General features: G+C 42.8%; 25 protein-coding genes. 7 read left to right on the top strand and 18 right to left on the bottom strand.

The features are described from left to right. Positions 1 to 28: 28 nt before the first annotated feature. Positions 29 to 3,382 carry a DNA polymerase III subunit alpha gene (gene dnaE, locus HFA01_RS00360; RefSeq protein ID WP_146812586.1) on the bottom strand — a complete coding sequence of 1,118 codons (3,354 nt, stop codon included), beginning with the start codon at positions 3,380 to 3,382 and terminating at the stop codon, positions 29 to 31. 130 nt (positions 3,383 to 3,512) lie between these two features. Here dnaE and ytrH point away from each other — a divergent pair, with 130 nt between their 5' ends. Both ytrH and ytrI read left to right on the top strand, forming a co-directional pair. Further along, a complete protein-coding gene (gene ytrH / locus HFA01_RS00355; protein ID WP_089650537.1) occupies positions 3,513 to 3,845 on the top strand; it encodes a sporulation membrane protein YtrH in 333 nt (110 codons plus the stop codon). Then, complete coding sequence (gene ytrI / locus HFA01_RS00350) at positions 3,845 to 4,342, top strand: sporulation membrane protein YtrI (protein WP_146812585.1); 498 nt, start codon at positions 3,845 to 3,847, stop codon at positions 4,340 to 4,342. Before ytrH ends, ytrI begins: the two co-directional genes overlap by 1 nt. A 14-nt stretch (positions 4,343 to 4,356) precedes the next feature. Here the strand turns inward: ytrI and HFA01_RS00345 are convergent, their stop codons facing one another. After that, positions 4,357 to 5,316: a DHH family phosphoesterase gene (locus tag HFA01_RS00345; RefSeq protein ID WP_146812584.1), complete on the bottom strand. Its 960-nt coding sequence runs from the start codon at positions 5,314 to 5,316 to the stop codon at positions 4,357 to 4,359. A gap of 119 nt (positions 5,317 to 5,435) precedes the next feature. On the opposite strand from HFA01_RS00345, the gene HFA01_RS00340 reads away from it, so the two are divergent. Beyond that, on the top strand, positions 5,436 to 5,738 hold the full coding sequence (locus tag HFA01_RS00340; RefSeq protein ID WP_146812583.1) for a YtpI family protein: 303 nt from the start codon (positions 5,436 to 5,438) through the stop codon (positions 5,736 to 5,738). 38 nt (positions 5,739 to 5,776) lie between these two features. On the opposite strand, the gene HFA01_RS00335 is transcribed toward HFA01_RS00340, so the two are convergent. From HFA01_RS00335 to HFA01_RS00305, 7 genes are all read right to left on the bottom strand, one after another. Further along, positions 5,777 to 7,090, bottom strand: a complete 1,314-nt coding sequence (locus HFA01_RS00335; protein ID WP_146812582.1) for a DRTGG domain-containing protein — start codon at positions 7,088 to 7,090, stop codon at positions 5,777 to 5,779. A 146-nt stretch (positions 7,091 to 7,236) separates the two neighbouring features. Continuing rightward, positions 7,237 to 7,917 (bottom strand): metal-dependent hydrolase, encoded by a 681-nt coding sequence (locus HFA01_RS00330; protein WP_146812581.1) that lies wholly within the window; start codon positions 7,915 to 7,917, stop codon positions 7,237 to 7,239. Positions 7,918 to 7,946: 29 nt separating this feature from the next. Further along, complete coding sequence (locus tag HFA01_RS00325; protein WP_146812580.1) at positions 7,947 to 9,494, bottom strand: polyamine aminopropyltransferase; 1,548 nt, start codon at positions 9,492 to 9,494, stop codon at positions 7,947 to 7,949. Between the two features lie 84 nt (positions 9,495 to 9,578). After that, positions 9,579 to 9,974, bottom strand: a complete 396-nt coding sequence (locus HFA01_RS00320; RefSeq protein WP_146812579.1) for a DUF350 domain-containing protein — start codon at positions 9,972 to 9,974, stop codon at positions 9,579 to 9,581. 14 nt (positions 9,975 to 9,988) lie between these two features. After that, positions 9,989 to 10,660: a DUF4247 domain-containing protein gene (locus tag HFA01_RS00315; RefSeq protein ID WP_246139231.1), complete on the bottom strand. Its 672-nt coding sequence runs from the start codon at positions 10,658 to 10,660 to the stop codon at positions 9,989 to 9,991. A gap of 244 nt (positions 10,661 to 10,904) precedes the next feature. Further along, positions 10,905 to 11,576 carry a PspA/IM30 family protein gene (locus tag HFA01_RS00310; protein ID WP_146812577.1) on the bottom strand — a complete coding sequence of 224 codons (672 nt, stop codon included), beginning with the start codon at positions 11,574 to 11,576 and terminating at the stop codon, positions 10,905 to 10,907. Positions 11,577 to 11,588: 12 nt separating this feature from the next. After that, a complete protein-coding gene (locus tag HFA01_RS00305) occupies positions 11,589 to 12,101 on the bottom strand; it encodes a DUF4178 domain-containing protein (protein WP_146812576.1) in 513 nt (170 codons plus the stop codon). A 222-nt stretch (positions 12,102 to 12,323) separates the two neighbouring features. Here HFA01_RS00305 and HFA01_RS00300 point away from each other — a divergent pair, with 222 nt between their 5' ends. Beyond that, positions 12,324 to 13,292, top strand: coding sequence for a bile acid:sodium symporter family protein (locus HFA01_RS00300; protein WP_146812575.1), 969 nt, complete (start codon positions 12,324 to 12,326; stop codon positions 13,290 to 13,292). 159 nt (positions 13,293 to 13,451) lie between these two features. On the opposite strand, the gene ald is transcribed toward HFA01_RS00300, so the two are convergent. Further along, positions 13,452 to 14,570, bottom strand: coding sequence for an alanine dehydrogenase (gene ald, locus HFA01_RS00295; RefSeq protein ID WP_146812574.1), 1,119 nt, complete (start codon positions 14,568 to 14,570; stop codon positions 13,452 to 13,454). 155 nt (positions 14,571 to 14,725) lie between these two features. Beyond that, a complete protein-coding gene (locus HFA01_RS00290; RefSeq protein WP_146812573.1) occupies positions 14,726 to 15,484 on the bottom strand; it encodes an SDR family oxidoreductase in 759 nt (252 codons plus the stop codon). 79 nt (positions 15,485 to 15,563) lie between these two features. On the opposite strand from HFA01_RS00290, the gene HFA01_RS00285 reads away from it, so the two are divergent. After that, positions 15,564 to 16,883 carry a purine-cytosine permease family protein gene (locus tag HFA01_RS00285; protein WP_246139230.1) on the top strand — a complete coding sequence of 440 codons (1,320 nt, stop codon included), beginning with the start codon at positions 15,564 to 15,566 and terminating at the stop codon, positions 16,881 to 16,883. 274 nt (positions 16,884 to 17,157) lie between these two features. Then, positions 17,158 to 17,622, top strand: coding sequence for a universal stress protein (locus tag HFA01_RS00280; RefSeq protein WP_146812571.1), 465 nt, complete (start codon positions 17,158 to 17,160; stop codon positions 17,620 to 17,622). 24 nt (positions 17,623 to 17,646) lie between these two features. On the opposite strand, the gene HFA01_RS00275 is transcribed toward HFA01_RS00280, so the two are convergent. The 4 genes from HFA01_RS00275 to HFA01_RS00260 all read right to left on the bottom strand — a co-directional run bounded on the left by HFA01_RS00275 (position 17,647) and on the right by HFA01_RS00260 (position 21,390). After that, positions 17,647 to 18,159 (bottom strand): MogA/MoaB family molybdenum cofactor biosynthesis protein, encoded by a 513-nt coding sequence (locus tag HFA01_RS00275; protein WP_146812570.1) that lies wholly within the window; start codon positions 18,157 to 18,159, stop codon positions 17,647 to 17,649. Beyond that, positions 18,160 to 18,990, bottom strand: coding sequence for an EcsC family protein (locus tag HFA01_RS00270; RefSeq protein WP_146812569.1), 831 nt, complete (start codon positions 18,988 to 18,990; stop codon positions 18,160 to 18,162). Positions 18,991 to 19,082: 92 nt separating this feature from the next. Beyond that, a complete protein-coding gene (locus HFA01_RS00265) occupies positions 19,083 to 20,273 on the bottom strand; it encodes an acetate kinase (RefSeq protein WP_146812568.1) in 1,191 nt (396 codons plus the stop codon). 124 nt (positions 20,274 to 20,397) lie between these two features. After that, the gene (locus tag HFA01_RS00260; protein ID WP_146812567.1) at positions 20,398 to 21,390 is read right to left on the bottom strand and encodes a class I SAM-dependent methyltransferase; all 993 of its coding nucleotides are present in this window, start codon (positions 21,388 to 21,390) and stop codon (positions 20,398 to 20,400) included. A gap of 251 nt (positions 21,391 to 21,641) precedes the next feature. Here HFA01_RS00260 and HFA01_RS00255 point away from each other — a divergent pair, with 251 nt between their 5' ends. Continuing rightward, positions 21,642 to 22,445 carry an NAD kinase gene (locus HFA01_RS00255; protein ID WP_146812566.1) on the top strand — a complete coding sequence of 268 codons (804 nt, stop codon included), beginning with the start codon at positions 21,642 to 21,644 and terminating at the stop codon, positions 22,443 to 22,445. Positions 22,446 to 22,559: 114 nt separating this feature from the next. Here the strand turns inward: HFA01_RS00255 and HFA01_RS00250 are convergent, their stop codons facing one another. The 3 genes from HFA01_RS00250 to HFA01_RS00240 form a co-directional block, all read right to left on the bottom strand. Continuing rightward, entirely contained in the window at positions 22,560 to 24,149 is a 1,590-nt protein-coding gene (locus HFA01_RS00250) for an amidohydrolase (protein ID WP_174787795.1), read from the bottom strand. A gap of 186 nt (positions 24,150 to 24,335) precedes the next feature. Beyond that, complete coding sequence (gene thiI / locus HFA01_RS00245; RefSeq protein WP_146812565.1) at positions 24,336 to 25,547, bottom strand: tRNA uracil 4-sulfurtransferase ThiI; 1,212 nt, start codon at positions 25,545 to 25,547, stop codon at positions 24,336 to 24,338. Between the two features lie 5 nt (positions 25,548 to 25,552). Continuing rightward, positions 25,553 to 26,692: a cysteine desulfurase family protein gene (locus tag HFA01_RS00240; protein WP_146812564.1), complete on the bottom strand. Its 1,140-nt coding sequence runs from the start codon at positions 26,690 to 26,692 to the stop codon at positions 25,553 to 25,555. Positions 26,693 to 26,777: the final 85 nt, after the last annotated feature.

Genomic DNA, 26,777 nt, shown 5'->3' with positions numbered 1-26,777 from the left:
AAGAAATACAAAAATCCGGACTGAGGTTTTATTGATCTGGCCCTGCTTTCACAGGTCTGACTGCTACGGATGACTCCCCGAAAAATTCATTCAATTTCCCCATCGAGACGTCATTCACTTCAAGACAATAGGTTTCATCCAGTTTATAAGTCACTCGATCTTCGGATCGAAAAATGAAGATTGGTGTATTCCCCGGGAAATATTCAGCAAGCTTTTTCAATTTTTCTATAGAATAGCGCTCCTGTTCTTCCGTCACCTTGATAAAAAGTCGTTGTTTTTGTCTCTGTGGAACTTCATCCATCCCTAAAGGGGCCGCATGGTTAATGATCAATTGTTTCTGTCCTTTTCTTTCATCGACTTTCCCCTGTAAATGGACGAGCATCTGTTCTTTCATCCAAACTTTTAAATTTCGATAGTTTTCCGGAAAAAGAACAGCATCCATTTCCGCGGTTTCATCACTAATGGTCAAAAACGCCATCGGGTCGCCTCGTTTTGTGCGTATTTCGCGGAGACCATCAATAACTGCGGCAACCTCGACTTGTTTCCTTCTAAGACGGTGCGCCTGTCGAACCGGAAGAACCCCCTCCTCATCAAGTTCTTTCCGTTGATGTCCCAATGGGTGTTGAGACATGTAGGTGCCTAATACTTCTTTCTCCATCGACAAACGCTTCAAAGGTGGGAAAGGATCCACTTCCACCATTTCCATGTCCAGCTCATTTCCGAAAAATCCAGGTTGATCTTGAAATTCCTTAAAAAGCTCGCCCTGCTCTAAAGCTTGGTCAATGCTTGCAAGAACGCTCGCTCTATTTTGGTGAAGGTCGTCGAAGGCGCCCGCAAGAACAAGGTTTTCAATCACCTTTCTTGAAACAACCTTTCCGTCAACACGGAGGCAGAAATCGTTAAGGTTCCGAAAAGGTCCCTTCATTCTCTCTTCAATGATTGCTTGGGCGGCCTGGTAGCCAACCCCTTTGACAGCTGTCATTCCAATTCTGATTTCTCCTGAGTCATCGTGATTCAAAGCTTGACTTTTATTCACAGATGGAGCCTTAACCTTAACGTTCATATCTCTGGCTTCACGAATATATAACGTCATCTTTTCATGATCTCCTAGATGAGCATTCATCAACTCTGCCATAAAATAAGAAGGATAATGGGCTTTCATGTATGCTAGTCTGTAAGAAATCAAGCTGTACGCAACGGCGTGGCTTCTGTTGAATCCATAATTGGAGAACTTGACAATCCAATCGAATAACTGTTGAGCAATCGAATCAACATAGCCTTTTTCCTTACAACCGTGGACAAAGGTCAACCGTTCTTCTTCCAAAACATTGCCTTGCTTTTTACTCACTGCCCGTCTTAAGAGATCAGCTTCACCTAAAGAGTATCCTGCCACACGACGAGCGACTTCCATGATCTGCTCTTGATAAACCAGTACCCCAAACGTACGGTCAAGAATCGGCTTTAAATCAGGATGTGGGTATTCAATCTTTTCCCTTCCATGCTTCCGATCAATATACAAAGGAATATATTCCATCGGGCCTGGTCTGTACAGCGCGTTAACTGCAACAACATCTTCAAAATGACTCGGTTTTAAACGAAGCAGCACATTTTTCATTCCTTGAGACTCCAATTGAAAAACTCCATTGGTTCTTCCTTCTTTTAAGAGATCAAAAGTTGGACCGTCATCCAGCGGAATATGATTAATTGAAAAATCCTTTTGACGATATCGTTTTACTTTCCGTTCCATTCTTTCAAGGAAAGAAAGATTCCTGAGACCTAAAAAGTCTATTTTGAGAAGTCCCACTTTTTCCAGGTCCCCCATGGCATATTGGGTTAAAGATACAGGACCCTGACTTTTCAATAGAGCCGTATAGTTCACTAGTGGTTCTTCACTTAAAACGACACCGGCCGCATGGGTTGATACATGTCGCGGAAGCCCTTCAAGCTTCGTAGCCACTCGAAACAACAACTTTAAACGTTCCGAGTTTCTAATATACTCTTTCAGATCCTCCGATTTCTTCACGACTTCCACGAGTGAAGAAGTAGTCGTTTTAGGAATTTGATGAAGGATGAAAGAGGCATCACTTTCATCTATTTTCAATACCTTGAACAACTCTCTTAAAACACCCCTGGCCGCAAACGTACCAAATGTACAAATTTGAGCCACATGATCACTCCCATATTTCTCAGCTACATAGGAGATCACCTCGTCCCTACGATGATCCGGAAAGTCAATATCTATATCAGGCATCGTAATTCTTTCTGGATTGAGAAATCGTTCAAATAACAAGTGATACGCTACCGGATCCACCTGAGTAATCCCCAGCAAATAGGAGACGATGGATCCCGCCGCAGAACCACGACCCGGACCTGCATGAATCCCATTTTCCCTCGCGTAACTGATGAAATCCCAAACGATTAAGAAATAATCACTGAAGCCCATTGATGCGATGATGGATAGCTCATGATTCAGTCGCTCCTCTGCTTGATGGCGAACATCTGCGTCGTATTTTTGAGGCAGTGAAGCTTTACATAGCTCGCGTAAGTATTCATCTGAACTTTTATCTTCTGGAGAAGGATAAGAAGGAAGCAATTGCCTGTTCAATTCCAATTCTACCTGGCACGCATCCACTATTTCCTTCGTTGTTTCAAGGGTTTCCGGCCACCATTCTCCAAAAAAGTTCTCCATGTCTTCTTGAGACTTCATATAGTAATGATGATCATTGTTTTCAGGGCTATACCGTACTCCTTCTTCAATGGCACGCAAACATTGGAAAGCATCCGCATCCCCGCGATCCAAATAACGCACATCCCCAATGGCCACGACCTTCATTCCGTTACTATTCACCCATTCTTTTAGAGGTGTATGTAAGTGGCGCTCTGACTGAAGATCACGATCCTGGATACTCAAGTATAAACGATTCTTCCCTAAGAGATTTACCCAGCGCGCTCTAGAATCCTCTATTTTGTCAGCCATACGATTAGAAATCGACTCGGCCCACGGAGAACTTGAGGTGATCTGAATGAAAATCAACCCTTCTTTGTACGTAGCCAATTGCTCTAGTGTAATATTTTCCTTTTCTGTTTGTACGATCGTACTTATTTCGAGCAGGTTGTGGTACCCTCTGTTTGATTCCGCCAACAGAATCATTGGAAAGGAGAATGATTGATCAATGACATTGGTCTTCAGACCAATGAGCGGTTTTACCCCCTCGTTCTTACATTCTTCATAAAAGGAAACCGCTCCGCTCATCGTATCCTGATCAGTAAGAGCAACAGCACCAAATCCGGATTTTTTGGCTGTTCGTACAAGATCCTTGATTTTAATCGTACTGTTCATCAAGCTATACCCCGATTGCACATTCAAATGGGTAAATGTCATTTCGCACACCTTCTTTCATGTAAATTATAGCTACTCTTGAGTTTGGATGAAAGCCTTCTGCATAAAGAAAGAGTTGAAAGAATAATGGTTAGGTAAGAGACAATTTTCAGATAGCGAAAAGAGGGACAAGATGGAAGATCGTTTAGTCATATCCATGATTCAATGCTTCTTTATCGCGTTCGGTGTAATCGTAGGCGGAACCATTATCGGAAGTATAGGAAGTTTATTAACTGGGGAAGCCGCTTTAACATCCATGTTTCGGATTGCAAAAGGGTTGAGGATTTGGGCCATCGTGGCAGCCATTGGTGGAACATTTGATGCCATCAGCAACTTTGAAAAAGGAATTTTTGACGGTTCCACTTTTGATATCTTCAAGCAGGTGATGATTATTATTGCCGCGATGGGTGGAGTGAAAACAGCGCTGCTTCTTTTTGAATGGTTATTGGGTGATGAGGTGACATAATGCATTTTCCTGCCTATCATAAAAATAAGGAATGGAGACGTTTTTTTGCAGGTCTTGTGTTGGGTGCAATTATTGGTTATGCCTTTTTCATTTATGTTCATGGGCAACTCCAGCAAAAATATACAGAAGAACATATAGAAATGACGGCACAATTAAGTGAATGGGAAACCAAATATGAAGCTCTCCTAAATAACCAGGATCAACAATCAGAAGGGAAGCCCATGAATGTTAAAGAAATAAGTGTCGTGTTTACAAATGCAAAAAAACTTGAGGTGGACCTGTTGACCCAGCACCAATTGAATGCGTTGGTCAAAGATCAACTCGTCACTGTATCAGGAAAAGATGTCTCCATCGTTGCTGATCAAGTCGACCTCATTATTTCAACGATTGAAAATAAAAACTACGTTGTCGATGATTTCACTTATGAGTTAAAAGTGACGAGATTAATTGTAGCTGAAACCATGCAGCTGCATCTAGAAATTAAACTGAAACGTTAGAAACTTGAGCAGGCTTAGTCCGCCTGCTCGTTCTTGTACTTCTGACATTCCATTTCAAGTTCTTTAGCAATTTCCTCCGTTTCTTCCCAAGAAGAAGCTGAAGCACCTGAGGCCATCGGGTGGCCGCCTCCATTATGGTTGGCTGCAATCCCATTAATTACCGGCCCTTTCGAGCGTAAACGGACGCGTATGGTTTCTTCTTCCTCCACGAAAAATGCCCATGCAAGCATTCCTTCTATGTCCCCAAGCAAACCTACGAGCTGACTCGTTTCCGAAGGAGAAACGTTAAACTCATCCAACGTATTACGGTCGAGCCGAATCGTTGAATACCCAGCCTCATGCACGGTGAAATTCTGTAAAACATATCCTTTCAACTTGGCAACATGAACAGGAGTCTTATACATCTCATTATATAAAGTTGGTCGATCGAACTCAAAATTCACAAGATTCGCTGCATAAGACAGCGTCTGTTTCGTCGTACTCGGAAAAAGGAATCGCCCCGTATCCCCTACAATTCCTGCGTAAAGAAGTCGAGCTGCCTCATCATTAAGGACCAACCCTTCCTCTGAGAACTCAGAGTACAATTGATAGATCATTTCCGAGGTGGAGCTTGCGGTTGTGTCCACCCATTGGATATCTCCATAGGCATCTACTTCCGGGTGGTGATCGATTTTTATTAGTACGTCTCCCTGATCATAGCGTTGGTCATCGATACGAGCCTGGTTTGCGGTATCGCACACGATCGTAAGAGCTCCTTTAAAGGCTTCATCAGGAACTTCATCCATCGAAGCAAGAAACTCAAGAGAAGGTTCACCTGTGCCGGTAATGAACACTTGCTTTTGTGGAAAAGTGGCTTGAATTAATGTAGCTAAACCAGCCTGCGATCCATAGGCATCCGGGTCTGGACGCACATGACGATGGATGATGATGACTTCGTGATCCTTGATAGCTTTCATAATGGCCTGCTTACTCATATAAAAGTCCTCCTCTTTTGCTTTGCGTGTTATTTAATCATAGAATTCTATGCACAGGTAGCCTTTTCCGAAAAAAAAAGCTACAATAAAAGAGAAATTTAAACACAGGAGTCGATCAAATGATTATTTTTCCGATCCTTATATTAATCTCTTTTGTGCTTTACATCTACTACAAGGTGATGATTGTTCGTTCCAACGATCCTTTAACTCAAGAATACTTAAATAGTAAGTCCAAGCTTTTCCTTGGAAGTTTCATTTTCTTTTTTGGGATTAACCAATATGTATTCTACCAAACGAAACTTTCCCTTTTTGTAGGCCTCGTATTCATTACCCTTGGTATTTTCCAAGCCCAGCAGGGGTGGAAAGCAAGCAAGCATTACCGGGCAGAATTTCAAAAGCACCGTACAAGTCCCCAATCTTAAATATCTAAGAAAAAGTCGCTGTTGTTCAGCGACTTTTTTTATCGGTCAATGAGCTGGGCCATGAGGAGAGCTTTTCCAACAATGGACTTCTCATGATGAACCTCGATGTCTACTTTTGCAAATTTCCTTCCGACCTCCAAAATCTGAGGACGCACTTCGATATCGCTTTCAATTTGAACAGGTTTAATAAAATAGACCGAAATGTTTTCAACCACAAGATCGCCCTTTTTATATTTCCTTAATAATCTACTTGAGGCTTCTGTAATTAACGAAATGAAAACACCATAAGACATCGTTCCTAGTGGGTTCGTCATCTGGGGTGTTACTTTGGTCTGCCATACAGGATTTGAGTCATCTTCTGCAATGACCTCCATACGGTTTGTCGCCAGATCATCAATCGTTTCGCCTACCTGAGGCTGCCTTTGGATATGCTGCAAAGCTTTTAACACGTCCTGTCGGGAAATGATCCCTTGAAGTTTATGAGAAGGATCAACAACGGGCATCAGTTCAATCCCTTCCCAAACCATGACATGGGCAGCATTCGCAAGAGAGGTTTTCGCATGTACGGTCATTGGATTTCGAGTCATGACTTTTTCAATCCGTGTCTCTTTATCTTTACCGATCACATCTCTTGATGTGACGATGCCGACCACACGATTCTGTTGATCTACGACTGGATAACGGCTATGGCCAGTGGCTGTGTTAAATTCATGCCACTTGGCAACCGGATCCAATGACTGCAGGAACTTTGATTCCTCAAAGGAAGTATAAATATCATCAACAAGTACAATTTCTTTTTTTATCAATTGATCATAAATGGCTCGGTTGATCATCGTTGCGACTGTGAATGTATCATAGCTGGTAGAGATGACGGGAAGCTTCTTTTCATCAGCCAGCTTCTTAACCGTTTCACTCGTATCGAATCCACCCGTTATTAAAACGGCTGCCCCTTCTTTAACCGCAAGCTCATGAGCATTTGTCCGGTTCCCTACGATAAGAAGAGAACCCGCTTCTGTATAACGCATCATCGCTTCAAGCTTCATCGCACCTATGACGAATTTACTTAGGGTTTTATACAAACCCTCCCGTCCGCCAAGCACTTGACCATCGACGACATTCACAATTTCAGCAAACGTCAATTTTTCTATGTTCTCTTTTTTCTTCTTTTCAATTCTGATGGTTCCGACACGTTCCATCGTGCTGACAAGGTCCTGATTCTCCGCTTCTTTGATGGCCCTGTAGGCTGTACCTTCACTGACATTCAATGCTTTCGCTATTCTTCTGACAGATATTTTACTGCCGACTGACAGGGATTCAATATGTTCCAGGATCTGTTCATGTTTTGTTGCCATACGCCCACCAAACTTTCTAACTGTACTAATCCAATTTCTTATAATTGTTATTATACAGTTGATACAGATGATCCGCAATTTCTTCCTGAAGTTTCAGAAAAAGCCGTTTGTCATTGAGTAGACAAACGGCTTTGAATATTGCAGGCTTAAAGCTCGATGGATTCTCCCGGCTTTAACGCCGTACCTTTTCCTGGTTTCACTTCTTGAGCAAATGCATCCCCGTCCTGAGCAATTAAATCAAAGGTGTTGTAGTGGACAGGCACGACCTGTTTCGCTTGGATCCACTCAGCAGCAACGAGCGCATCAGAAGGTCCCATCGTGAAATTGTCACCAATAGGGAGGAAAGCAAGATCAATGTCATTCCTTTCCCCGATCATCTTCATATCCGAGAATAAACCAGTGTCTCCGGCATGGTATATGGTTTTTCCATCAATCGTCAGTAAAATACCCGTAGGCATCCCAGTGTACACGATGGTTCCATCCTCTTCCTGATAAGAAGAGCCGTGAAATGCCTGGGTGAATTTCACCTGTCCAAAATCAAATTCGTGACCTCCACCAATATACATTGGATGAGCATTCAAGCCTTTATTTCCAAGGTAAGTAGCTAACTCGAACGGAGCGATAACCTGAGCATCATTTCTTTTTGCAATCTCAAAAGTATCCCCGACGTGATCGTTGTGACCATGAGTAAGTAAAATCACATCTGCTTTCACTTGATCTGCATCCAGATCTGTATTCCCGTTGTCTGAAATGAACGGATCAAAAAGAATGGTTTTTCCATTGGCTTCAACTTTCACTACAGCGTGACCATGATAAGAAACTTTCATCCATAACACTCCTTTTATCGATTGCTAATTTAATAGTTCCGCCAAGCTTCTTCATACTTTTGAATGAGATGTGGATGGATAAGGGTATTGGGTTCCATCTTGACCACTTGGCCTTCACCATTCAAGATTTCCCCATCTTCATCTTTTCCAAACACTGTCATGGATTGAAACACTTCCTCTGTCAGATATTCAGTTTCCACAGTAAATTGGACCTCTTCAATCGCTACCGGTTCCCGTGCAGCCATAATGAATCCCCAATTTCCGAAGCTCGGAACGTCCACATGAAAATTTTCCGTGTACAGACCCGTGGAAGCCACCGTTTTATCAATTGTCCAATACACTTCTGTCGCAAAAAGCGGACTAGTCGCCTGGATCATTACTGCGCCTCCAGGGGATAGATGGTTTCTCACTAAAGAATAAAACTCCCGCGTATAAAGTTTGTTCAGGCTTTCGTTATTCGGATCAGGAAGGTCGATAATGATTACATCATAAAATTGATCTGCATTCTCTAAAAACTCGAACGCGTCTTTATTTAATACGTTAACCCTTGAGTCATCAAGAGCTCCCTTATTTACTTGCAGCAGATGATAATTGGATTGTGCAAGATCTGTGACAGCTGGATCAAGGTCAACGAGCGTGATCTCTTTGATTTCCTGATACTTCAATAACTCATTAGCCGCAATCCCATCTCCCCCGCCAAGGATAAGGACATTGTCTTGCTTATCAGAAAAAGCGACGGGAGGGTGGACAAGTGTTTCATGATAGCGATGTTCATCTGTTGAACTGAACTGCAAAGAACCGTTTAAATAGAGGCGTGTATCCCCTTGCTCTTTTGTAAGTACAATTCGCTGATAAGCGCTCTCTTCCATATGAATGATTGGATCTTTATATAGCTTTTGTTCGAAAGAGAAGGCCATTTCTTCACCGAAAAATAATCCACCAATAAGAAGTGCCCCGATTAGGATGGCTCCTGTCAGATGGATAGAGAAGCGCTTAATTTCAGAGCGGAATAAATACAAGACTAAAACGGCGACGGCTAAATTAATACAAGCCACAAAGAATGCACTTTTCACCATGCCCATTTGCGGCCTGAGATAAAAAGCAAAAAGTAGCCCACCAATCAATCCACCTGCATAATCAGAAAATAGTACCCTGGCCGTGCTTCTGTTGAGCTCCACACCTATTTCATTGGCCTTTCTAATCAGGATCGGCAGTTCAAGACCAGTCAAGGCTCCAATGGTAAATGTGACCAAGTATAGGAACAGTGCATCCGTTCCTGCAGGAGCAAAAGCCGTCATACCAAACATCGTGAAGCTTGAAAAACCTCCGATCAAGGCCACCATGAATTCAATCCAGATGAACGTGACAATCAGCTGCTTCATCACTCTCTCACTTATACTCGCACCGATCCCCATGCCGGTAAGGAACAAACTGATCGTTAACGTGTACTGCTTTACACCATCACCGAGAATATAGGAGCCAAGCGCACCAAATAAAACTTCAAAAATAATCCCGCATATGGAAACAATGCCTGAGGCCCAGTATATAAAATGACTTTTTCTAATATTCGCTTCCACTTTGTTCACTCCACTTAAACTTGTATGTTAAAAAGCCACTATGAGAATGATTCATAGTGGCTTCTCTCAAATATTCTCAGGCCGTTATGTAATGGACGCACCGATTACAAAGGCTAAACCAATCGATACACCCATCGTAATGATTCCGACCGCTGTATTATTTTCCTTCAATTTCGTTTCCACAGAAAACTTACGTGTGAACAGTTCAAATAAAAGGTAGGCAATCATTTGGAGGACAACTCCGTACGCTCCCCAAACCAACGTATCCCATACAGTGAAACTATGATAAATGGCGAATGACAGGACAATACAGATTCCAATGATTTTCCCTGCAATCGACATCGCCACTGCCTGATTCCCCTGCTTTACCTCTTCCCAATCCTTATACTGTCTGGTTAACCACTCAAAGATAACCAATCCAATTACAACAATCACAACAGCCATCACAAAATAGCCTAACGTAGCCAAAAATGGTTCCATAATGATAACCTCCTTTATTTTCCTGTACCAGGACCGCCCCCGCGGGTTGATGACCCTCTCATAGAAGTGGTTCCACCTGAATTATAATTCCCGTACATCCCATATCCACCATAACAGTTCCCTGTCTGCTGGCAATTTGCCCTTCGGCGCTCATACCAATCATTCGATCCCAAAGAACGGTTAAGAATAGATCCTAAAAATAAACCACTAAAGAAACCGGGAGAATAATGATTCCTTACAAAATCATCGGATGCAAGTTCAATCGTAATGACCCCGGGTTCCTCCGTACTTTCCTGGAGGATAACAAAATGATCTGGATAAATGAGAGCCTGCTTATTTTCCTGCCTTTCACTTATTTCTTCAGGAGGTATCGCTGAGGACAAAGAATCTGAGACCTCTTTTAACGTCAGTTCTCTTGTCATATAAATTCTCGAGATGCCCTGTTCGGATCGAACCGTATCCAATAGAGGGAAATGATCCTCAATCAATGATTCGATATCGTTCTCTTCCGAATTTTCAATTCCACTTAAAATTTCAGACCGATCGGGCTCTGAAGGTAGTTCACCATATGTATCTTCGGTATAAGAACCTGACATTCCTCTTTGGTCATCTCCGCCAAATACATTGAACAATAAGAAAAAGGCAATGATTCCTACGACTATGATCCCTGCATAATCTTTCAACACACATCCTCCTTCCACAGAACAAAGGCTCAAGGAGCGACCCGGAGTCAACACACGCATAATCAAACGGCCGCAAGAAGGTGATTCCCCTTTGCAAGCCGGATGCCTTATATCATGAATACCGGGCGCCGGAGCCGGATGCCGCTATATTGGAAAATCCTATCCTTAACTCGGACTTCGCTAAAATCCCAGGCCATAAAACAACCGTGCCTGACCACTTGGCCAGGCACGAATCATGGACCAGAGATTACTCTTTGTTCATCTTTCTCTTCAGTTCTTCTAACTCATTATCTACACTATCTTTGTTATCCAAATCTTCGAATTCATCGTCCAGGGAGCGGCTTTGGGAAGACATATCCTCACTCGTTTCAGCCTCTGCTTCATAGTGCATGACTTTTTCTTCCATACGCTCAAAACCTTGTCGGGACTGATCCCCACCAATGTTAGACATCGTGCGGTTCATCTTCGTGCGCGTTTTGGCGGACTCGGCACGCGCTTTCAAGGAATCTTTCTTCAGCTTCATCTCCTGATATTCCTTTTTCATTTCGTCTAGTTTTTGACGAAGGTTGTTCGCATCCTGCTGAGCACGCTCCCATGAAGCCTTGAATTGGTCCGCCTGGTCCTGATGATTCTTCTTGTCTTCGAGGGCACGGCGAGCCAAATCTTCATTTCCAGCCTCAATGGCTTTTTCAGCCTGCTTCATGCGCTTATCTACAAGAGCTTGAGAGTCATCGTATTTTCGTTTCAACATCTTTTCATTTGCGATCTGCTTCGCTACCGCACTTTCCGCTTCGCGGATGTCATTCTCCATATCACGCATGAATTGATCAAGCATTTTCACAGGGTCTTCTGCTTTATCCAACATGGCGTTCAACTCTGAACCTACGACTGTTTTTACACGATTAAAAAATTTAAACATTTTTCTTCCTCCTTATTTTGAACCAGCCAAAATTTTGATTTCATAGGATTCGATCTCATACCCAACACTCGCTTCTACTTCACTGCCCCATGATTCAAGGCTTAGATACGTCGCTTCATCTTCAGACATATACTCTGCATAACGGGACGTCCGGCCATTAATGTTTGTACTTCTTCCCTCTCCCGTTACGCGTGCTTCCCCTTCTTCATCTTTAAAGAAAGTTTGACCCTCGTATTCGAGTTTTTCAGGGAAGGGCAGAGATACGGGGAGTTTGACCGTCTCATATACCCCTAATTCAAGCTCATCATCCATTTCAGCAGCCAGCCACTTCGTTCTCATACCTTCTAATAGCTGGTATGAGAACCACTCATAACCACCGTCACGATACGTAATTTTCCCTACAACTTCATAATCCACAAGATCGTACGTGACAATGTCACCGACTTGGATATTCAACGGTGTCCGTTCTTTTACTTCTGGTGCCTGTTTTTCACTTTTTGAAAACAATCTAGAAAAGAAACCCAAATCTTCACCTCTCCTTCAACTGTGACCCTGTGTACCTGTATGTACGTGTCTCGTTCTTAAAAGGTTTCACTTTTTCTTTTTATTTTACGCTGGAACTTTAAGAATCTCAAATTCTTGGCCATATCGTGATTTTTTTCATTTTTTTCTGTATCAAGAACCTTTGTTTTTTCTGAAAAGAGCGTATAATCAGAAAATATCTTTCTACATAAGGAGTTGAATATGATGAAAACATTAGAAAAAGTAAGTCAATTTGCAGGCAGCACTTTCGCCATCTGGGTTCTCCTTTTTGCGGCCTTATCTTTTTATCTTCCAGGAGGATTCACATGGATTGCTCCCTATATTGTTCCCTTATTGGGAATGATCATGTTTGGAATGGGACTGACTCTATCTAAACAAGACTTCCAGGAGGTATTCAAAAGGCCGAAGGATGTAGCGATAGGTGTGGGAGCACAGTTTACGCTCATGCCGCTTCTCGCTTTTCTATTAGTGACCATCCTTCCTGTCTCACCAGAAGTAGCGGTAGGTGTCATTCTTGTAGGATGTTGTCCGGGTGGGACTTCCTCCAATGTTATGACTTACCTTTCCAAAGGCGACACGGCTCTTTCCGTTTCTATTACAGCTGTATCGACTCTGCTTGCGCCTATTTTCACCCCTTTACTCGTTTGGGTATTCGCCAGTCAGTGGCTCCCGGTTTCAGCAGGGGCTCTTTTTGTCTCCATTGTTAAAATCGTTCTTGTACCGATTATACTAGGTTTGGTCGTCCAAGCCATTTTTAAGAAAAAAGTACAAGCAACGGTGAAGGCTCTACCACTTATATCAGTGATCAGCATTGTAGCTATTGTCGCTGCTGTCGTAAGTGTCAATCAATCTCAAATCGCCAAGACGGGGGCAGCTATATTCGCGATTGTTGTCGTTCACAACATCCTTGGTTATCTAGCTGGCTACGGTTTAGGGAAGCTGTTCCACATGGAACCGGCCAAACAACGAGCAATTTCCATTGAAGTTGGTATGCAAAACTCAGGTCTTGGAGCGTCTCTTGCAGCTGTTCACTTTAACCCACTCGCTGCTGTACCCAGTGCTATTTTCAGTGTTTGGCACAATATTTCCGGCCCCATCATTGCAACCATCTTTAGAAAACAGAAGGATACTGATATAAAAGATACAAAACAAAATCACATCAAATCTGCCTAAAAAAACACCGTTAAAGATTAATATTCCAAAAACTCCCGATGATCTAACTCTCAGGTTTTCTGACAGCCATAGTTCAACACTGAGCCTGGAAACAGGGGGGTTAGAGGATATAAAAAAAAGCGTGGACGTGAGTGAAGTCCGCGCTCTTTATATATATCTTTATTTATTAAAAAGTTGCTTGGCCTCTGTATATTCAAGACCTTGAGCTTCAGCAACCGCTTTGTAGGTCACATGCCCTTCAAGCGTGTTAAGACCCTTATAAAGTGCCTCATTTTCCTGACAGGCCCTCTTATATCCTTTGTTCGCTAACTGAAGAGCGTATGGAACCGTAACGTTCGTTAACCCGATGGTGGACGTCCTCGGAACAGCGCCCGGCATGTTAGCTACCGCATAGTGAAGAACCCCATGCTTTTCATAAGTAGGATCATCATGAGTGGTGATTCGATCAGTGGTTTCGAAAATGCCGCCTTGGTCGATGGCAACATCAACAATGACAGATCCTTCATTCATCGATTTGACCATATCCTCTGTCACGAGGCTTGGCGCTTTAGCCCCTGGAATAAGAACAGCTCCAATAACTAGATCGGACTCTTCCAAGGCCTCTTGAATATTTAGCGGGTTCGACATCAACGTGTTGATATCAGAACCAAAAATATCATCAAGCTGGCGCAATCGTTCAGGGTTCAGGTCAATGATGGTGACATCCGCTCCAAGTCCCATGGCAATCTTAGCTGCATTTGTACCTACAACGCCTCCACCGATAACAGTGACTCTTCCGCGTCTTACACCCGGGATGCCTCCTAACAGAATTCCTTTTCCACCTTTTGACTTTTCAAGGTATTGGGCACCAATTTGGGAAGCCATCCTTCCTGCTACTTCACTCATCGGCGTCAAAAGCGGGAGTGATCCATTCGGCAATTGAACGGTCTCATATGCAATTGAAGTAACCTTCTTACTTACAAGAGCTTTCGTCAATTCCGGTTCCGGAGCCAAGTGCAAGTAAGTAAATAAGATCAGTCCTTTATAAAAATATCCGTACTCTTCCAGAAGAGGTTCTTTTACTTTCATTACCATTTCCTGACTCCATGCTTCCTGAGCTGAACCAACGATTGAAGCACCAGCTTCCCTGTACTGATCATCGGTGAAGCCTGAACCTAGTCCTGCACTTGTTTCTACGAACACTTCATGCCCTGCGTTGGTCAAGCTGACCACCCCAGCAGGCGTCATCGCTATACGATTCTCATTGTTTTTGACTTCTCTTGGTACTCCTATTTTCACTGCAGCCCATCCTCCTTATTCTATACATGAAATTTACTTCATCCTGAAATGCTTTTCATACAAGTCTTCAAAAATAAGAAAAGAAAGCCCTTTTATTGTACCAAATGTTTTCTATAGGATGAAGAACATCCAAAATTCGACTATTTCTTTATGACTTATCGGTGCCTGTGGATAACGTCCAATCCCCCGGTGACTTCATAAATCGTAGCTGTAATCATATCCGAATCTTCCTGACATAAAAAATCGATGGTTCGTGCTACATCTTCCCCCGTCCCCGGGCGGCCGATCGGAGTTTCTTCATCTCTACTTTTTCTACTCACTTCGATGCAAGATTCCTTCCACTCTCCTGTTATGTTTCCCGGACAAATCATATTTGAAGTGATTCCATATTCTGCTTCTTCATAAGCAATCGTTTTAGTCAGGGATACAAGACCAACTTTTGCTGCTGCAAAAGCAGAACGATAGATCCACCCTGAAGCCGATTGTGCCCCTTGGAAGCCGTAGTTAATGATCCTACCGAAATTTTGTTTTCTCATTTGAGGAACAATGGCTTTCATAAGGTGAAACACCGCATCAAGGTTTCCTCGAATCATCGAATTCCATTCCTCTTCTGTGTAGTCTATTAATTTTTTTCTTTCAAAGATATAGGGACCTGCATTATTAATTAAAAAATCAACTCTACCAAAGCGCTTCAAAGTTTTTTCTATAAGGTAATGGATCTCCTCCTTCTTTGTCACGTCAGCTTTTATAATTTGAATTCTGTCTTGATCTTCAGGGAAATCGTCTAGCAAAGAAAGGGCTTTAGCTTCATCACTTCTATATGTAACAGTAATGGAATGATTTTGTTTCAGCATGTGCTCGGCTACTTTCCTCCCTAGCCCTTTGGTGCCAGCTGTAATCAGTGCATGCCTCATATTTTAAAAACCTCCTTAAGTCTCTATTTTCATTTACACTTGAGTCGCCTTTCTGTACAATGATTGGGTCAGAAAGGACGTGAATGTTTTGAGAGCTTATGCTCCCCGGAAACAATTAATTGAACATTATGGTTTAGAGGCTGTTCCTGCTGAAAAACGGGACACCCCTTGGTACCGCTTTGCTTTCATACAGATTGCCATAGCTGCCAATGCAGGCAACTTCCTCGTTCCCGCATTGGCTGTCTTGGAAGGAGGACTTTCCTTCTGGGCAGGGGTCATCTCGACGATCATCGGAGCACTTCTCGGCTTCTTACTAGTATCTTTCTTATCCTTACCAGGTGCCCGACTTGGCATCCCGGCTCAATATGCACTGCGTACAATTCTCGGAGTAAATGGTACCCGATTTTTATCTGCCCCGATCCGGAGCCTCACTTCCCTTTATTGGTTCAGTGTACAAACCATCGGTGGGACTTATGTCGTCCAGCAACTAATCTTACGTCTGACCGGAATAGATCTTCCATTTTGGGTCTACTCTATTCCGCTTTCGATACTCATGGTTACACTTGCGATTGTTGGTTTTAATGCGGTAAAACAAGCCATGAGCTATTTTTTACCTTTATTACTTATCGGTGAAGCAACGATCTTGTATGTTTACTTTACTACAAATCAAACCCCCGGTTCACTGATGATGCTTCATAATGGAGGGATGGAAGGGTCATTCTCGTCCATGTTATTTTTTGCAAGCCTCGCGTTTGTTCAGTATGTATCAGGCGTAAGTGCATCAGCGGATATGACGAGGTATGCAAAATCCCCTTCTCATGGTTTTTATGGATTACTCATTGGTAATGGTATCGGCTTTTTCATTACAGCGGTCATCGGGTGTGCCTCTGCTTATCTGTTTCACGATCTTAACCCGTATGTATCATCCACTGCCTTAACGAATTCTCCGCTTCTTATAGCGATTATTACAGGGACGGCCATTATTTCCATGATCAGCATTAATGTCAGTAATGCGTATACAGGTGGATTCAGCCTTTTGAATACCTTTCCAAAACTTTCTAGAGTTCAAGCCGCTGTTATGTTCGGCGCAGTAGGTGTGATGCTCAGCGGTTTCCCTGCTCTTGTAAATGAAGCAGAATCTTTTATTTCTTTGCTTGGTGGATTGATTATTCCTATCTCAGCTGTTATTTGCAGTGATTACCTCATTGTAAAAAGAACCCGTTTAAACGACGAAGATTTGTCTCTATTAACGAAACCACGATACGTGAACATCTTAGCCATGGGAGCGATTTTGACAGGAAGCCTGCTTTATTTCCTTCTTCCTGATGCATGGTCACCAGGTTTTTCAACATTCTTCGTCATTTTCACGATTTACCCTATCTTTATAAAGAGAAGATAACGTAATTACCCCAACAGCGTAAAGCTGTTGGGGCTTTTATTAACGGGAGTCTTTTTTCTTATTTCCGGATTGGTAACTTTCATTGATCGACTGCATAAGTTGTTGTTCCTGCTCCATATCTTTTTCTCTCTCGATTGGATTCTTCGGTTTCTTCACGTGTACCACCTCCCTGTTTAGTTTTCTCAAAATTGTTATAATTATGCGTCAATTGCGCGTCTATCCAATAAACAGGCATGATATAATAAGAATATAGAAAAGAGAGGAGGCATCCAGCATGACTTTTGAATATAAGGATATTGTTGTGGCAGTCGACGGCTCCGTTACGGCAGAAGTGGCCTTTAATAAAGCCATTGACATTGCGAACCGAAATGAGGCGAAGCTGGTACTAGCTCACGTGGTGGATACACGAGCCTTTGCAACCGTAGAAGCCTATGACCGTTCCCTCGCGATCCGCGCCGAACAATATGCGACCGAATTATTAAATGACTACCAGGAAAAAGCAGAAAAAGCCGGTGTGAAGAACGTAGTTGTTGATATTGAATACGGTTCCCCAAAAGTAAAAATTGCTAAAGATGTCGCTCCGAAATATAATGCTGATCTTATTATCTGCGGCGCAACAGGCTTAAATGCGATGGAACGTTTCTTTATCGGTAGTGTATCCGAACATATCACAAGATACGCGACCTGCGATGTACTTGTAGTGCGCCCGGATAATGCGAAAGAAAAAGAAGACAAATAAAAGAACCCCGGATCCGGGGTTCTTTTATTTGTCTTTATTCAGTTCTCCAACAATGTGTGGTAGTTCAGGAAGTATCAATCGATCCATCGCGAGCTTTACGGCGCCAGAAGAACCTGGTGTAGAAAATATAGCCGTTCGTCCAGATACACCAGCAATGGCACGTGACAAGATCGCTGCAGATCCGATATCCTCCGTGTAGCTAAGCATTCTAAAAATTTCTCCAAAGCCAGGCATCTCTTTCTCAAGCATCCCTTCAATCACTTCAATCGTTATATCCCGTTTGGCAACCCCTGTACCGCCGTTTATTAAAACCGCATCGATGTCGGGATCGTCCACCCCACTCTTCGTATAGTCACGAATTTCACTTTGTTCATCTTTTACAATATGGTATTTACTTACCGTGTGTCCGGCATTCGTAAGCTTTTCGATCATCAACCTACCACTTTTGTCGGTTTCTTCTGTGCGTGTGTCGCTCACGGTGAGCACAAGGCAGGAAACTGAATCACTTCCTCTTGCTTTATGTTCTTCAACAGCCAATCAAGACGCTCCTTCCTGGTTCATAAGGTGACGGTATTGATAGAATTTCATGGCAAACTCTGTCACCTGTTTGGTTAGATGGTAGTTCGAATAAGCTCCTATCGCGATACTGATGAATGGTAAACCTTGAACGAGCTTTTTTCTGAACATGAGGATGAATAAGGATTTAAAACACTGTTTCATCGGTTGTTCCATCCAACCTTCATCTGTCAATTGATCCTCCCCTGCAAAGATGAAAGGGTGTTCTTTCTTCTTCACTTCTTCAATCAACTCGTTCCAAGCACTCGCTTTTAACCTTTTCGGTAAAGTAGCAGCATGAAATACTTTGAGGGAAATCATCATTTCATAAGGATGGTTCATTTCATGTCCAAATGTTAAACCAATCAGCTGTATCGCTCTTATATTCATGAGCATCATCAGAGGGTAATCCATCCCTAGAAAAAGCCAGCCGCCGGCCCCTGTCAAGCCACCCTGCGCAAATGAATAAAGACGCCCCCTGGCCATCTGCTGCTCAGCTATGTAGGTTAACTGTTCTACGGTCAGCTCTTTCTCCATATCTTCAATTTTTTCAATCTGATTGGAAAAAATTCTCCCCACCGTTAGAATCCGTTCTCTGGCCTCGTATTGATAAGAGGTTCCTTGTAAAAAAGCATGGGTATGAAAAAACCAGGCATCTAATTTTGAGAAAAATGCTTTTTTCACTTGAGGATCCACATTCGCCAAGCTTTGTTGAACCCAATGATCATAAACCATTTCAAAATCATTCGGCTGATACTGCTGGTATTGCTCCAACCATGTTTTTAATTCGGTACGTATTCGTTGGTGTGACAAAGCGCTCCCTCCTCGTCTTTGTTCCTTACCATATATTGTAGACTGAAAGCTCAAAAAAAAGCAATCGCACCCGGGTGCGATTGCTTTTCCTATTATAGTCCTTTTTCAACGGTGTCACGAGCAATCATGACTTCTTCGTTTGTTGGAATAATCATGACCTTCACTGGGGAGTGAGGGTAGTTTACAAATGCTTCTTTTCCACGAACTTTGTTAAGAGCAGGATCCCAATATACGCCCATGAACTCAAGACCCTTGAGGACACGTTCCCGCATAGCCACACTGTTTTCACCGACACCAGCTGTAAAGATAATTCCATCGATGCCGTGCATACGTGCAGCGTAAGAACCGATATATTTGTGGATACGAGCGGAAAAGACTTCAAGAGCGAGCTCCGCACGCTCGTCCCCATCTTCAGCACGCTTTTCGATATCTCTCAAGTCACTGGAGAAACCAGAAAGAGCAAGCATCCCACTTTCTTTGTTCAAAACATTCATGACTTCGTTCGCTGTTTTGCCTGTTTTCTCCATGATAAATGGAATCAATGCAGGGTCGATGTTACCAGAGCGCGTCCCCATGGTAACCCCAGCAAGTGGGGTGAAGCCCATAGATGTGTCAATGGACTTGCCGCCTTCGATGGCTGCAATACTCGCACCATTTCCTAGGTGGCAGGATAGAAGTCGAAGCTCTTCCACTGGGCGTCCCAACATCTCAGCAGCACGTTCTGAAACATACTTGTGGGAAGTACCATGGAAACCATACTTACGGATGCCATAGTCTTCATAATACTCATATGGCAGGCTGTACAGATAAGACTGTTCCGGCATGGACTGGTGGAATGCCGTATCAAATACAGCTACGTGAGGTACGTTCGGAAGCACTTCACGGAAAGCGTTGATTCCAGTTAAGTTTGCAGGGTTATGCAATGGAGCCAAGTCGGATACATCCTCGATTTCTTGGATGACTTCATCCGTAATGAGTACAGATTCGCTGAAACGCTCGCCTCCGTGAACGACACGGTGCCCCACACCATTGATCTCATCAAGAGATTCGATGATTCCATTCGCAGTCAATTTATCAAGAAGCATTTTCACAGCTTCTCCATGATCAGGGATATCAGTTACGGTTTCATCTTTTTCATCATTTACTTCAATTGTAAATACAGCATCATTCAAGCCGATACGCTCGACTAGTCCTTTGGTAATTACAGTTTCTTCAGGCATTTCAATCAGTTGGAATTTCAGTGATGAACTACCTGCATTTATAGCAAGAATTTTATTACTCAACGTTGCTCATCCCCTTAAAAATATAGGTTCGTAATTTTCTACCACTACTATTTAATCACCCGTTATCATCGATTTCAAGGTCACTGGGCTATGATAACGTTTACTTGTTATATTCGTTATTTTCTCACAATTGCGTTCTTTTATATTCATCAAACCATTGGTTCATTTGAGCAAGGATATCCGCCATTCCATTCGGATTCTTAAAGGAAGGAAGCTTGGCCAACAATGCTTGCTTAGGTGCTTTCGTTTCTTGACCTTTTTTCTGTAAAATCAAGATGCTCTTTCCATGCTTTTCATCTTTAAATAAGCTGTCGGAAAGCTGCAGCATTCCCACGATGTGAGCATGCTCACGTAAGAATTCATTCAGCGCCTTAGACTGCTCACTTTCAAAAAGGAAGTTCGGCACAATAAACATAAGGAAGCCGCCTTCTTTTGTATAATTCAATCCCTGCTCAATAAACAGGTGGTGAGCATACGACAAGCCTTCGTCCGCTTTCAGCTTATATCTTGCTGCTTGAGCGTCATCCGGATAATATCCGACAGGGAGATCAGCCAGTACAAAGTCTACAGGCTCCATTAAGAAAGGGGCCAGGCTGTCCTGGTGGAAGAACTCAATTTCATTTTTTTGCAAATTAGCATTCGCAACGGCAAGCTGAATAAGGGTAGGGTCTACTTCACTGGCATATGCTTGCAGCTTCATATCCAGCTGGTTCATAACGGAAGTCATTAAATTTGCGCTTCCTGAAGCCGGATCGAAGAGTTTCAGGCTTTCTTTCCCCTCAAACAATTTGGAAGCCAGGTAACCCATGAACATGGCAACAGAATCTGGTGTGATCAAATGTTGCTGCTGAGTGGCTCCCTTCATACCCTTGAGAATGGCCAGTTGGACCGCTTTTCTTATTTCTTCTTTTTCAAACTCTTCTTTTTTTACCTTCAACAGTTCATTCGTTAGAAAAGTCTGCAAAGAATCTCCCATGTCATCAAATGGCTGGCCATTGAACAGGACATCCATCGTTTCTGCAATCGCTTCTAAATAGGTAATATTCAAGTCTTCGGATATCACCGTTGAAGTATCATCGATCCATTGAAATAGTTTTTCCACTTGTTCCTGCTTCATAATCATTCTCCTTCAAATAAAAATCATGCTTGGTAAACTTTATAGGACCATCTCAAAAGAAATTGGCGCAGCTGTTTGAATCAAACATGATGCGCCAACCTTCATTTACGTTTTCATCTATACCCACCATATCGAATTCCACCCCTCAATTCAACAATGTTAAACTTTCCCGATTTGTTTGAAAATTGTGTGCGGTTTCAAGAATGAAATGATAAAATGACATCAAGCTATACATAAGAGGAGGATGCTAGATGAACGACCAACGAAGAAATTTATACTTTTTTTATCAGCAAACCGAAGAACTAAATGATAAATTGGAGTCCTTATTCCAACTCGCCCGAGACAACGATTTCCATGTCGTTGAGGATTCCGCAGATGCCAACATCATCATTGCTGTAGGGGGCGATGGCACCTTCTTGCAGGCTGTCCGCAAAACGGGGTTCAGACAGGACTGCCTTTATGTAGGAATTAGAACCGGCCATGAAGCAGGTCTTTACTGTGACTTCGACATCGATGACCACGATGAAATGATTGATGCGATGAAGAATTCTGAAGTGGAAGTACGCCGTTTCCCAGTTATTGAAACAACCATTAATGATGAATCCACTTTCATGTGTTTAAATGAATGCAGTGTACGCTCGACGTTAATCAAATCCATTGTCATTGATGTCCACATCGACGACTTGCATTTTGAAACTTTCCGCGGAGACGGATTAATCATTGCAACCCCTACTGGGAGCACCGCTTACAATAAATCCATCAACGGCGCGGTCGTGGATCCAAAACTTCCGTGTTTCCAGATCAGTGAGCTCGCATCCCTTAACAATAACCGCTACCGCACACTCGGTTCCTCCTTTATCTTAAGTGGAGAACGATCATTGAAGCTAAAAGTCCGCCAAGATGGTAATGACTATCCGATTATCGGCATGGATAACGAAGCCTTTTCCATTCGTAATATTCATGACGTCACAATCAATCTTAGTGAAAATGTCATTAAGACCGTCAAACTTAAAAACAATACGTACTGGGACCGCGTTAAACGTACGTTCCTCTAAAAATACCCAACACCTGAAAAAGGAACTTCCAGCACATTGGAAGTTCCTTTTTCATATAAAAATACTTATTATACATAAGCACCCAATTGTTGAATAACTTGTGTTGATAAGTAATCAAGAACGTTGGTAGACAATTTCTTCGTCTACTACGGTCATGGTAACCGTTGCATCTGCCAGTTCGTGGGACTTCAGGGCAAAGAGATCTCTATCCAATACGGTAAAATCAGCAAGGAAGCCTTCCTGAATCATCCCTTGCTCATCCTCCTTGTGAATGGCTTGAGCACTCCCCTTTGTATAAAGGGATATGGCTTCATAAACGGTAAGCTTCTCTTCGGCTTGATAGACGGCGTGATCATAAGATGCCCTTCGATCTACAGCTGCCCGGATACCAAGCAAAGGATTAATTTCTTCGATGGGGGCATCAGATCCACCGGCACACTTAATTCCTGCTTCAAGCAACGTTTTCCAGGAGTAGGAATTCTTCAACCTTAGATTCCCTAGACGTTCAATGACCCACGGAAAGTCAGAAGCAACGAAAGTCGGCTGGATATCCAAGACGATATTTAAACGCTTCAATTGATGAATTAACCCAGGGCTTAGAATCTGTGCATGGATAATCCGATCCCGTTCTCCATTCTTAAGGGGATTAGATGCGATGGCGTTGGCAACCGCTTCGACAGCTCCGTCACCAATGGCGTGGACCGCTACCGGCATGTCCCTTTTCCTTGCTTCTTTCACAAGTTGATCAAGCTCTTCATTTGTGTGGATAGCCACTCCATGGTTTTCCGGATCATCTGCATATGCATCTTTTAACCATGCCGTTCTACCTCCTAATGCTCCATCAGAGAAAATTTTCAAAGCCCCTAATTCCACAAAGTTTGTTCCTTTTTTGAACCCTAGTTTTTCTTGATCTACCTGTTCAATGACGCCATGATGAATAAGAAGGTGGGCACGAAATTTTGTTTTTTTCCCATCAATCACATGTAGAAAAGCGTCAAAAGTTTTTCTGAAACCCCCGTAGTAGTTTAAGTCTTCACTATGGCCGCCTACCAGGCCAAAAGAATGCATGTCCTTAACGGCTAAGTCCGTAGCTTTTCTCAAATATTCAGGTGTCACTTCAGGCATGGCATCTTTAATTAATTCCTGTGCCTGGTCATGGAAGTAACCTGTCGCTTCTCCTCGCTCATCCCTTACGATCACCCCACCTTGTGGGTCTTTGGTGTCTGCTTCAATCCCGGCCATGGTCATCGCTTTTGTGTTGGCTAGAAGGGCATGTCGACACACCCTCGTCAGCATCATCGGGTGTTCGGATGAAATCTCATCAAGCTCATCTTTATGTATAATGCGTTTTTCTTCCCATTGATTTTCATTCCATCCGTCTCCGATAATCCATTCGCCCGCCGGAAGTTGTTCTGCGTGTTGTTGTAAGGCTTGTTTCACTTCTTCTGCAGACTTCATGAACGAAAGATCAAGCCTCATCAATCGCTCCCCGTGGCCGATAATATGCAAATGACTATCCGTGAATCCAGGGTACATGACAGCCCCTTTTAAATCGTGTTCTTCCGTAATTTGATCTTTGTAGGTTTGATATAAAAGCTGGGTATCACCAACTGCTTTTACCTTTCCCTCTGCAGTCACGACCGCTTCCACCCATTCTCCTTCTTTTTTCATCGTATATATTTTCCCACCATACCAAAGCTTCACTGTAAACACTCCCTCTTTCTTCCTTTTATCTATACCTTAATCTATATGGGGACAGAAATGAAGTACAAGCCATTAAAAGAAAAGGGGAAGTCTCTCTTTTCGGGCAGCGAGGGATCATCGTTCTGCATTCCATTTATTTTCTGGACAATAAAAAACCTCTGGCTATCGAGCCAGAGGGTAAGTAATCTAGAGTAAATCATCGAATTCATCGTCTTGTTGTCCTGAATGATGATCAGGGGAGACTTCAATAATATAGGATTCTTCCAACGCTTTATCCATATCACGGCTGAAATCTGAATTGGATTCATAATAATTGGCATTTTTCCGTGTCGGTTTTGTCTTAGGTGCTTTCGGTACAAATACTGTACAGCAATCTTCAAAAGGGCGTATAGAAATTTCATAAGTTCTAATTTTCCTGGAAATATCTATGATCTCTAACTTGTCCATAGAAACAAGCGGCCGGATGATTGGATAATTTGTGACTTCATTAATGGTATTCATACTTTCCATCGTCTGACTGGCTACTTGTCCAAGACTTTCACCTGTCGTAATGGAAAGAAGGTCATTTTTGGCAGCCACCTGTTCACTGATTCGCATCATCATTCGGCGCATGATGGTCATGCTGTATCCTTCTGGCATTTCACGATGAATCTTCTGCTGAATTTCTGTGAATGGAATAACATGAATCTTTACCTTTGAACCAAATTTGGATAAGGCCTGGGCAAGGTCGATGACTTTTTGTTTTGCCCGTTCGCTAGTATATGGTGGGGAATGGAAATGAATCGCTTCAATATCAACTCCGCGTTTCATAGTCAAATAACCGGCGACAGGACTATCAATTCCTCCTGAAAGCATCAATAAGCTCTTCCCTGTGGTACCAACGGGAAGCCCGCCTGCTCCTGGGTAATCCTGGGCCGTCACATAACATCCTTCATGACGAACTTCGACTTTTATTTCCACATCCGGGTGGTGCACATCGACCTTAACATTTTCCGTTTGACGGAGGATATGTCCACCTAATAAAGGGTTAAGCTCCTGAGAAGGAATAGGAAAAGTTTTGTCCGTCCGCTTGGATGATATTTTGAACGTGCTAGCATTCCTTGCATCACGGAACGCAAGCATAACAGCTTCTTTCATTTGTTCTTCTTCTTTTTCCACTTCCACAGCGAAACTCAAGCTATGGATGCCGAATACTTCCTGGCATTCTTTCATAACTTCATGAGGATCTTCCCCGTTCAACAGGACAAACATACGCCCTTGTGTCTTTTTAATCGTTGTGTTTGGATACTTTCTCAGCTTTATGGCAATGTTACTTTGCAGTTTTTGTTCAAATGCCCGTCTGTTTTTCCCTTTTAACGCCATTTCACCATATCGAATCAAAATCCGATCAAAATTCATTATGCTCACCCCATCGTCGCTTGTAAGTTTTCAACGGTTTGATCTAATTTTTTCAGGAATAGATCTATTTCCTCTTTTTCATTCCTTGTAGAAAGACTGACGCGTAAAGCAGAAGTCGTCCGCTCATAATCCAAGTTACACGCCTTGAGTACAGCACTCACATCCGGCTGTTTGGAAGAACAAGCCGATTTGGTGGAAATGAAAATCCCCTCTTCTCCTAGGGCGTGAATAATCACTTCAGGTTTAAATCCTGGAATGGAAAAGTTTATGATATGAGGAGCTCCATCCTGCGGTGAATTGATTTTACTATAATCTCGCAGCATGAGTCCTTTCCATAACATCGTTCTCATGGTACTTAAATGGTTTACTTTTTGTTCGCGATTCTCATGAAGAAGACGGAGGGCTTTTACAAACGCTACCGTTCCAGGTAAATTTTCTGTTCCAGCTCTAACTTCTGATTCCTGACTTCCTCCATGCAACAGAGGAAAAATACGCACGTGCCTTTGCATGAGTAGAGCCCCTGTTCCTTTCAATCCATGAATCTTATGCCCGGAAAGAGTGCAAAGATCAATACCCCACTCTTTAACGGAAAGATCCATTTTGCCTAACCCTTGAACATGATCGACATGGAAGAAGACTTTAGGATAAGCCTTGAGTATTTCCCCGATTCTTTGCACGGGCTGAATAGTACCAAGCTCATTGTTCACACTCATCACGCTGACAAGAATCGTATCGTCTCTTAACGCTTGTTTTATATCTTCGGGATTAACTTTCCCGTTCTGATCAACATTTATATAAGTGACTTCAAAACCCAATGTTTCCAGTGCCTTGAATGCTTCCATAACAGAAGGGTGTTCAATTACAGTCGTAATCAAGTGCTTCCCTCTTGTTTGGTGTTGAAGCGCAATCCCTTTGATCGCCATATTGTTTCCTTCCGTTCCCCCTGATGTAAAAACCACTTCCTGAGGGTCAACATTTAATAGCTGGGCTGCTTGTTTCCTTGATCGATCCAATAAACGTTCAGCTTCGCTCCCAAAACGGTGAACGGATGAGGGATTGGCAAAATATTGGTCCGCAACTTTTTGAAAACTCTCCAAAACTTCATGATGTGGATGAGTAGTGGCACTGTTATCTAAGTAGATCATGGGCTCTGACTCCTTTTTTTTCGAATTGCAGCTCATTATTTTATCATAACACGAAGGCAAATGGAACACTTGGTCCATGAACAAA

Origin of the sequence: Halobacillus faecis, from assembly GCF_007991335.1 — a bacterium.
Lineage (GTDB): Bacteria > Bacillota > Bacilli > Bacillales > Halobacillaceae > Halobacillus > Halobacillus faecis.
This window is presented reverse-complemented; position numbering and strand designations above follow the sequence as displayed.

What these genes read in the sequence shown, in the direction of transcription:
- ytrI (WP_146812585.1), top strand. Translation starts at nt 3,845, where the DNA reads ATGCATTTTCCTGCCTATCATAAAAATAAGGAATGGAGACGTTTTTTT.
- HFA01_RS00310 (WP_146812577.1), bottom strand. Translation starts at nt 11,576, where the DNA reads ATGTTTAAATTTTTTAATCGTGTAAAAACAGTCGTAGGTTCAGAGTTG.
- HFA01_RS00340 (WP_146812583.1), top strand. Translation starts at nt 5,436, where the DNA reads ATGATTATTTTTCCGATCCTTATATTAATCTCTTTTGTGCTTTACATC.
- HFA01_RS00290 (WP_146812573.1), bottom strand. Translation starts at nt 15,484, where the DNA reads ATGAGGCATGCACTGATTACAGCTGGCACCAAAGGGCTAGGGAGGAAA.
- HFA01_RS00260 (WP_146812567.1), bottom strand. Translation starts at nt 21,390, where the DNA reads ATGAAGCAGGAACAAGTGGAAAAACTATTTCAATGGATCGATGATACT.
- HFA01_RS00280 (WP_146812571.1), top strand. Translation starts at nt 17,158, where the DNA reads ATGACTTTTGAATATAAGGATATTGTTGTGGCAGTCGACGGCTCCGTT.
- HFA01_RS00240 (WP_146812564.1), bottom strand. Translation starts at nt 26,692, where the DNA reads ATGATCTACTTAGATAACAGTGCCACTACTCATCCACATCATGAAGTT.
- thiI (WP_146812565.1), bottom strand. Translation starts at nt 25,547, where the DNA reads ATGAATTTTGATCGGATTTTGATTCGATATGGTGAAATGGCGTTAAAA.
- HFA01_RS00330 (WP_146812581.1), bottom strand. Translation starts at nt 7,917, where the DNA reads ATGAAAGTTTCTTATCATGGTCACGCTGTAGTGAAAGTTGAAGCCAAT.
- HFA01_RS00255 (WP_146812566.1), top strand. Translation starts at nt 21,642, where the DNA reads ATGAACGACCAACGAAGAAATTTATACTTTTTTTATCAGCAAACCGAA.
- dnaE (WP_146812586.1), bottom strand. Translation starts at nt 3,382, where the DNA reads ATGACATTTACCCATTTGAATGTGCAATCGGGGTATAGCTTGATGAAC.
- HFA01_RS00345 (WP_146812584.1), bottom strand. Translation starts at nt 5,316, where the DNA reads ATGAGTAAGCAGGCCATTATGAAAGCTATCAAGGATCACGAAGTCATC.
- ytrH (WP_089650537.1), top strand. Translation starts at nt 3,513, where the DNA reads ATGGAAGATCGTTTAGTCATATCCATGATTCAATGCTTCTTTATCGCG.
- HFA01_RS00335 (WP_146812582.1), bottom strand. Translation starts at nt 7,090, where the DNA reads ATGGCAACAAAACATGAACAGATCCTGGAACATATTGAATCCCTGTCA.
- HFA01_RS00320 (WP_146812579.1), bottom strand. Translation starts at nt 9,974, where the DNA reads ATGGAACCATTTTTGGCTACGTTAGGCTATTTTGTGATGGCTGTTGTG.
- HFA01_RS00300 (WP_146812575.1), top strand. Translation starts at nt 12,324, where the DNA reads ATGAAAACATTAGAAAAAGTAAGTCAATTTGCAGGCAGCACTTTCGCC.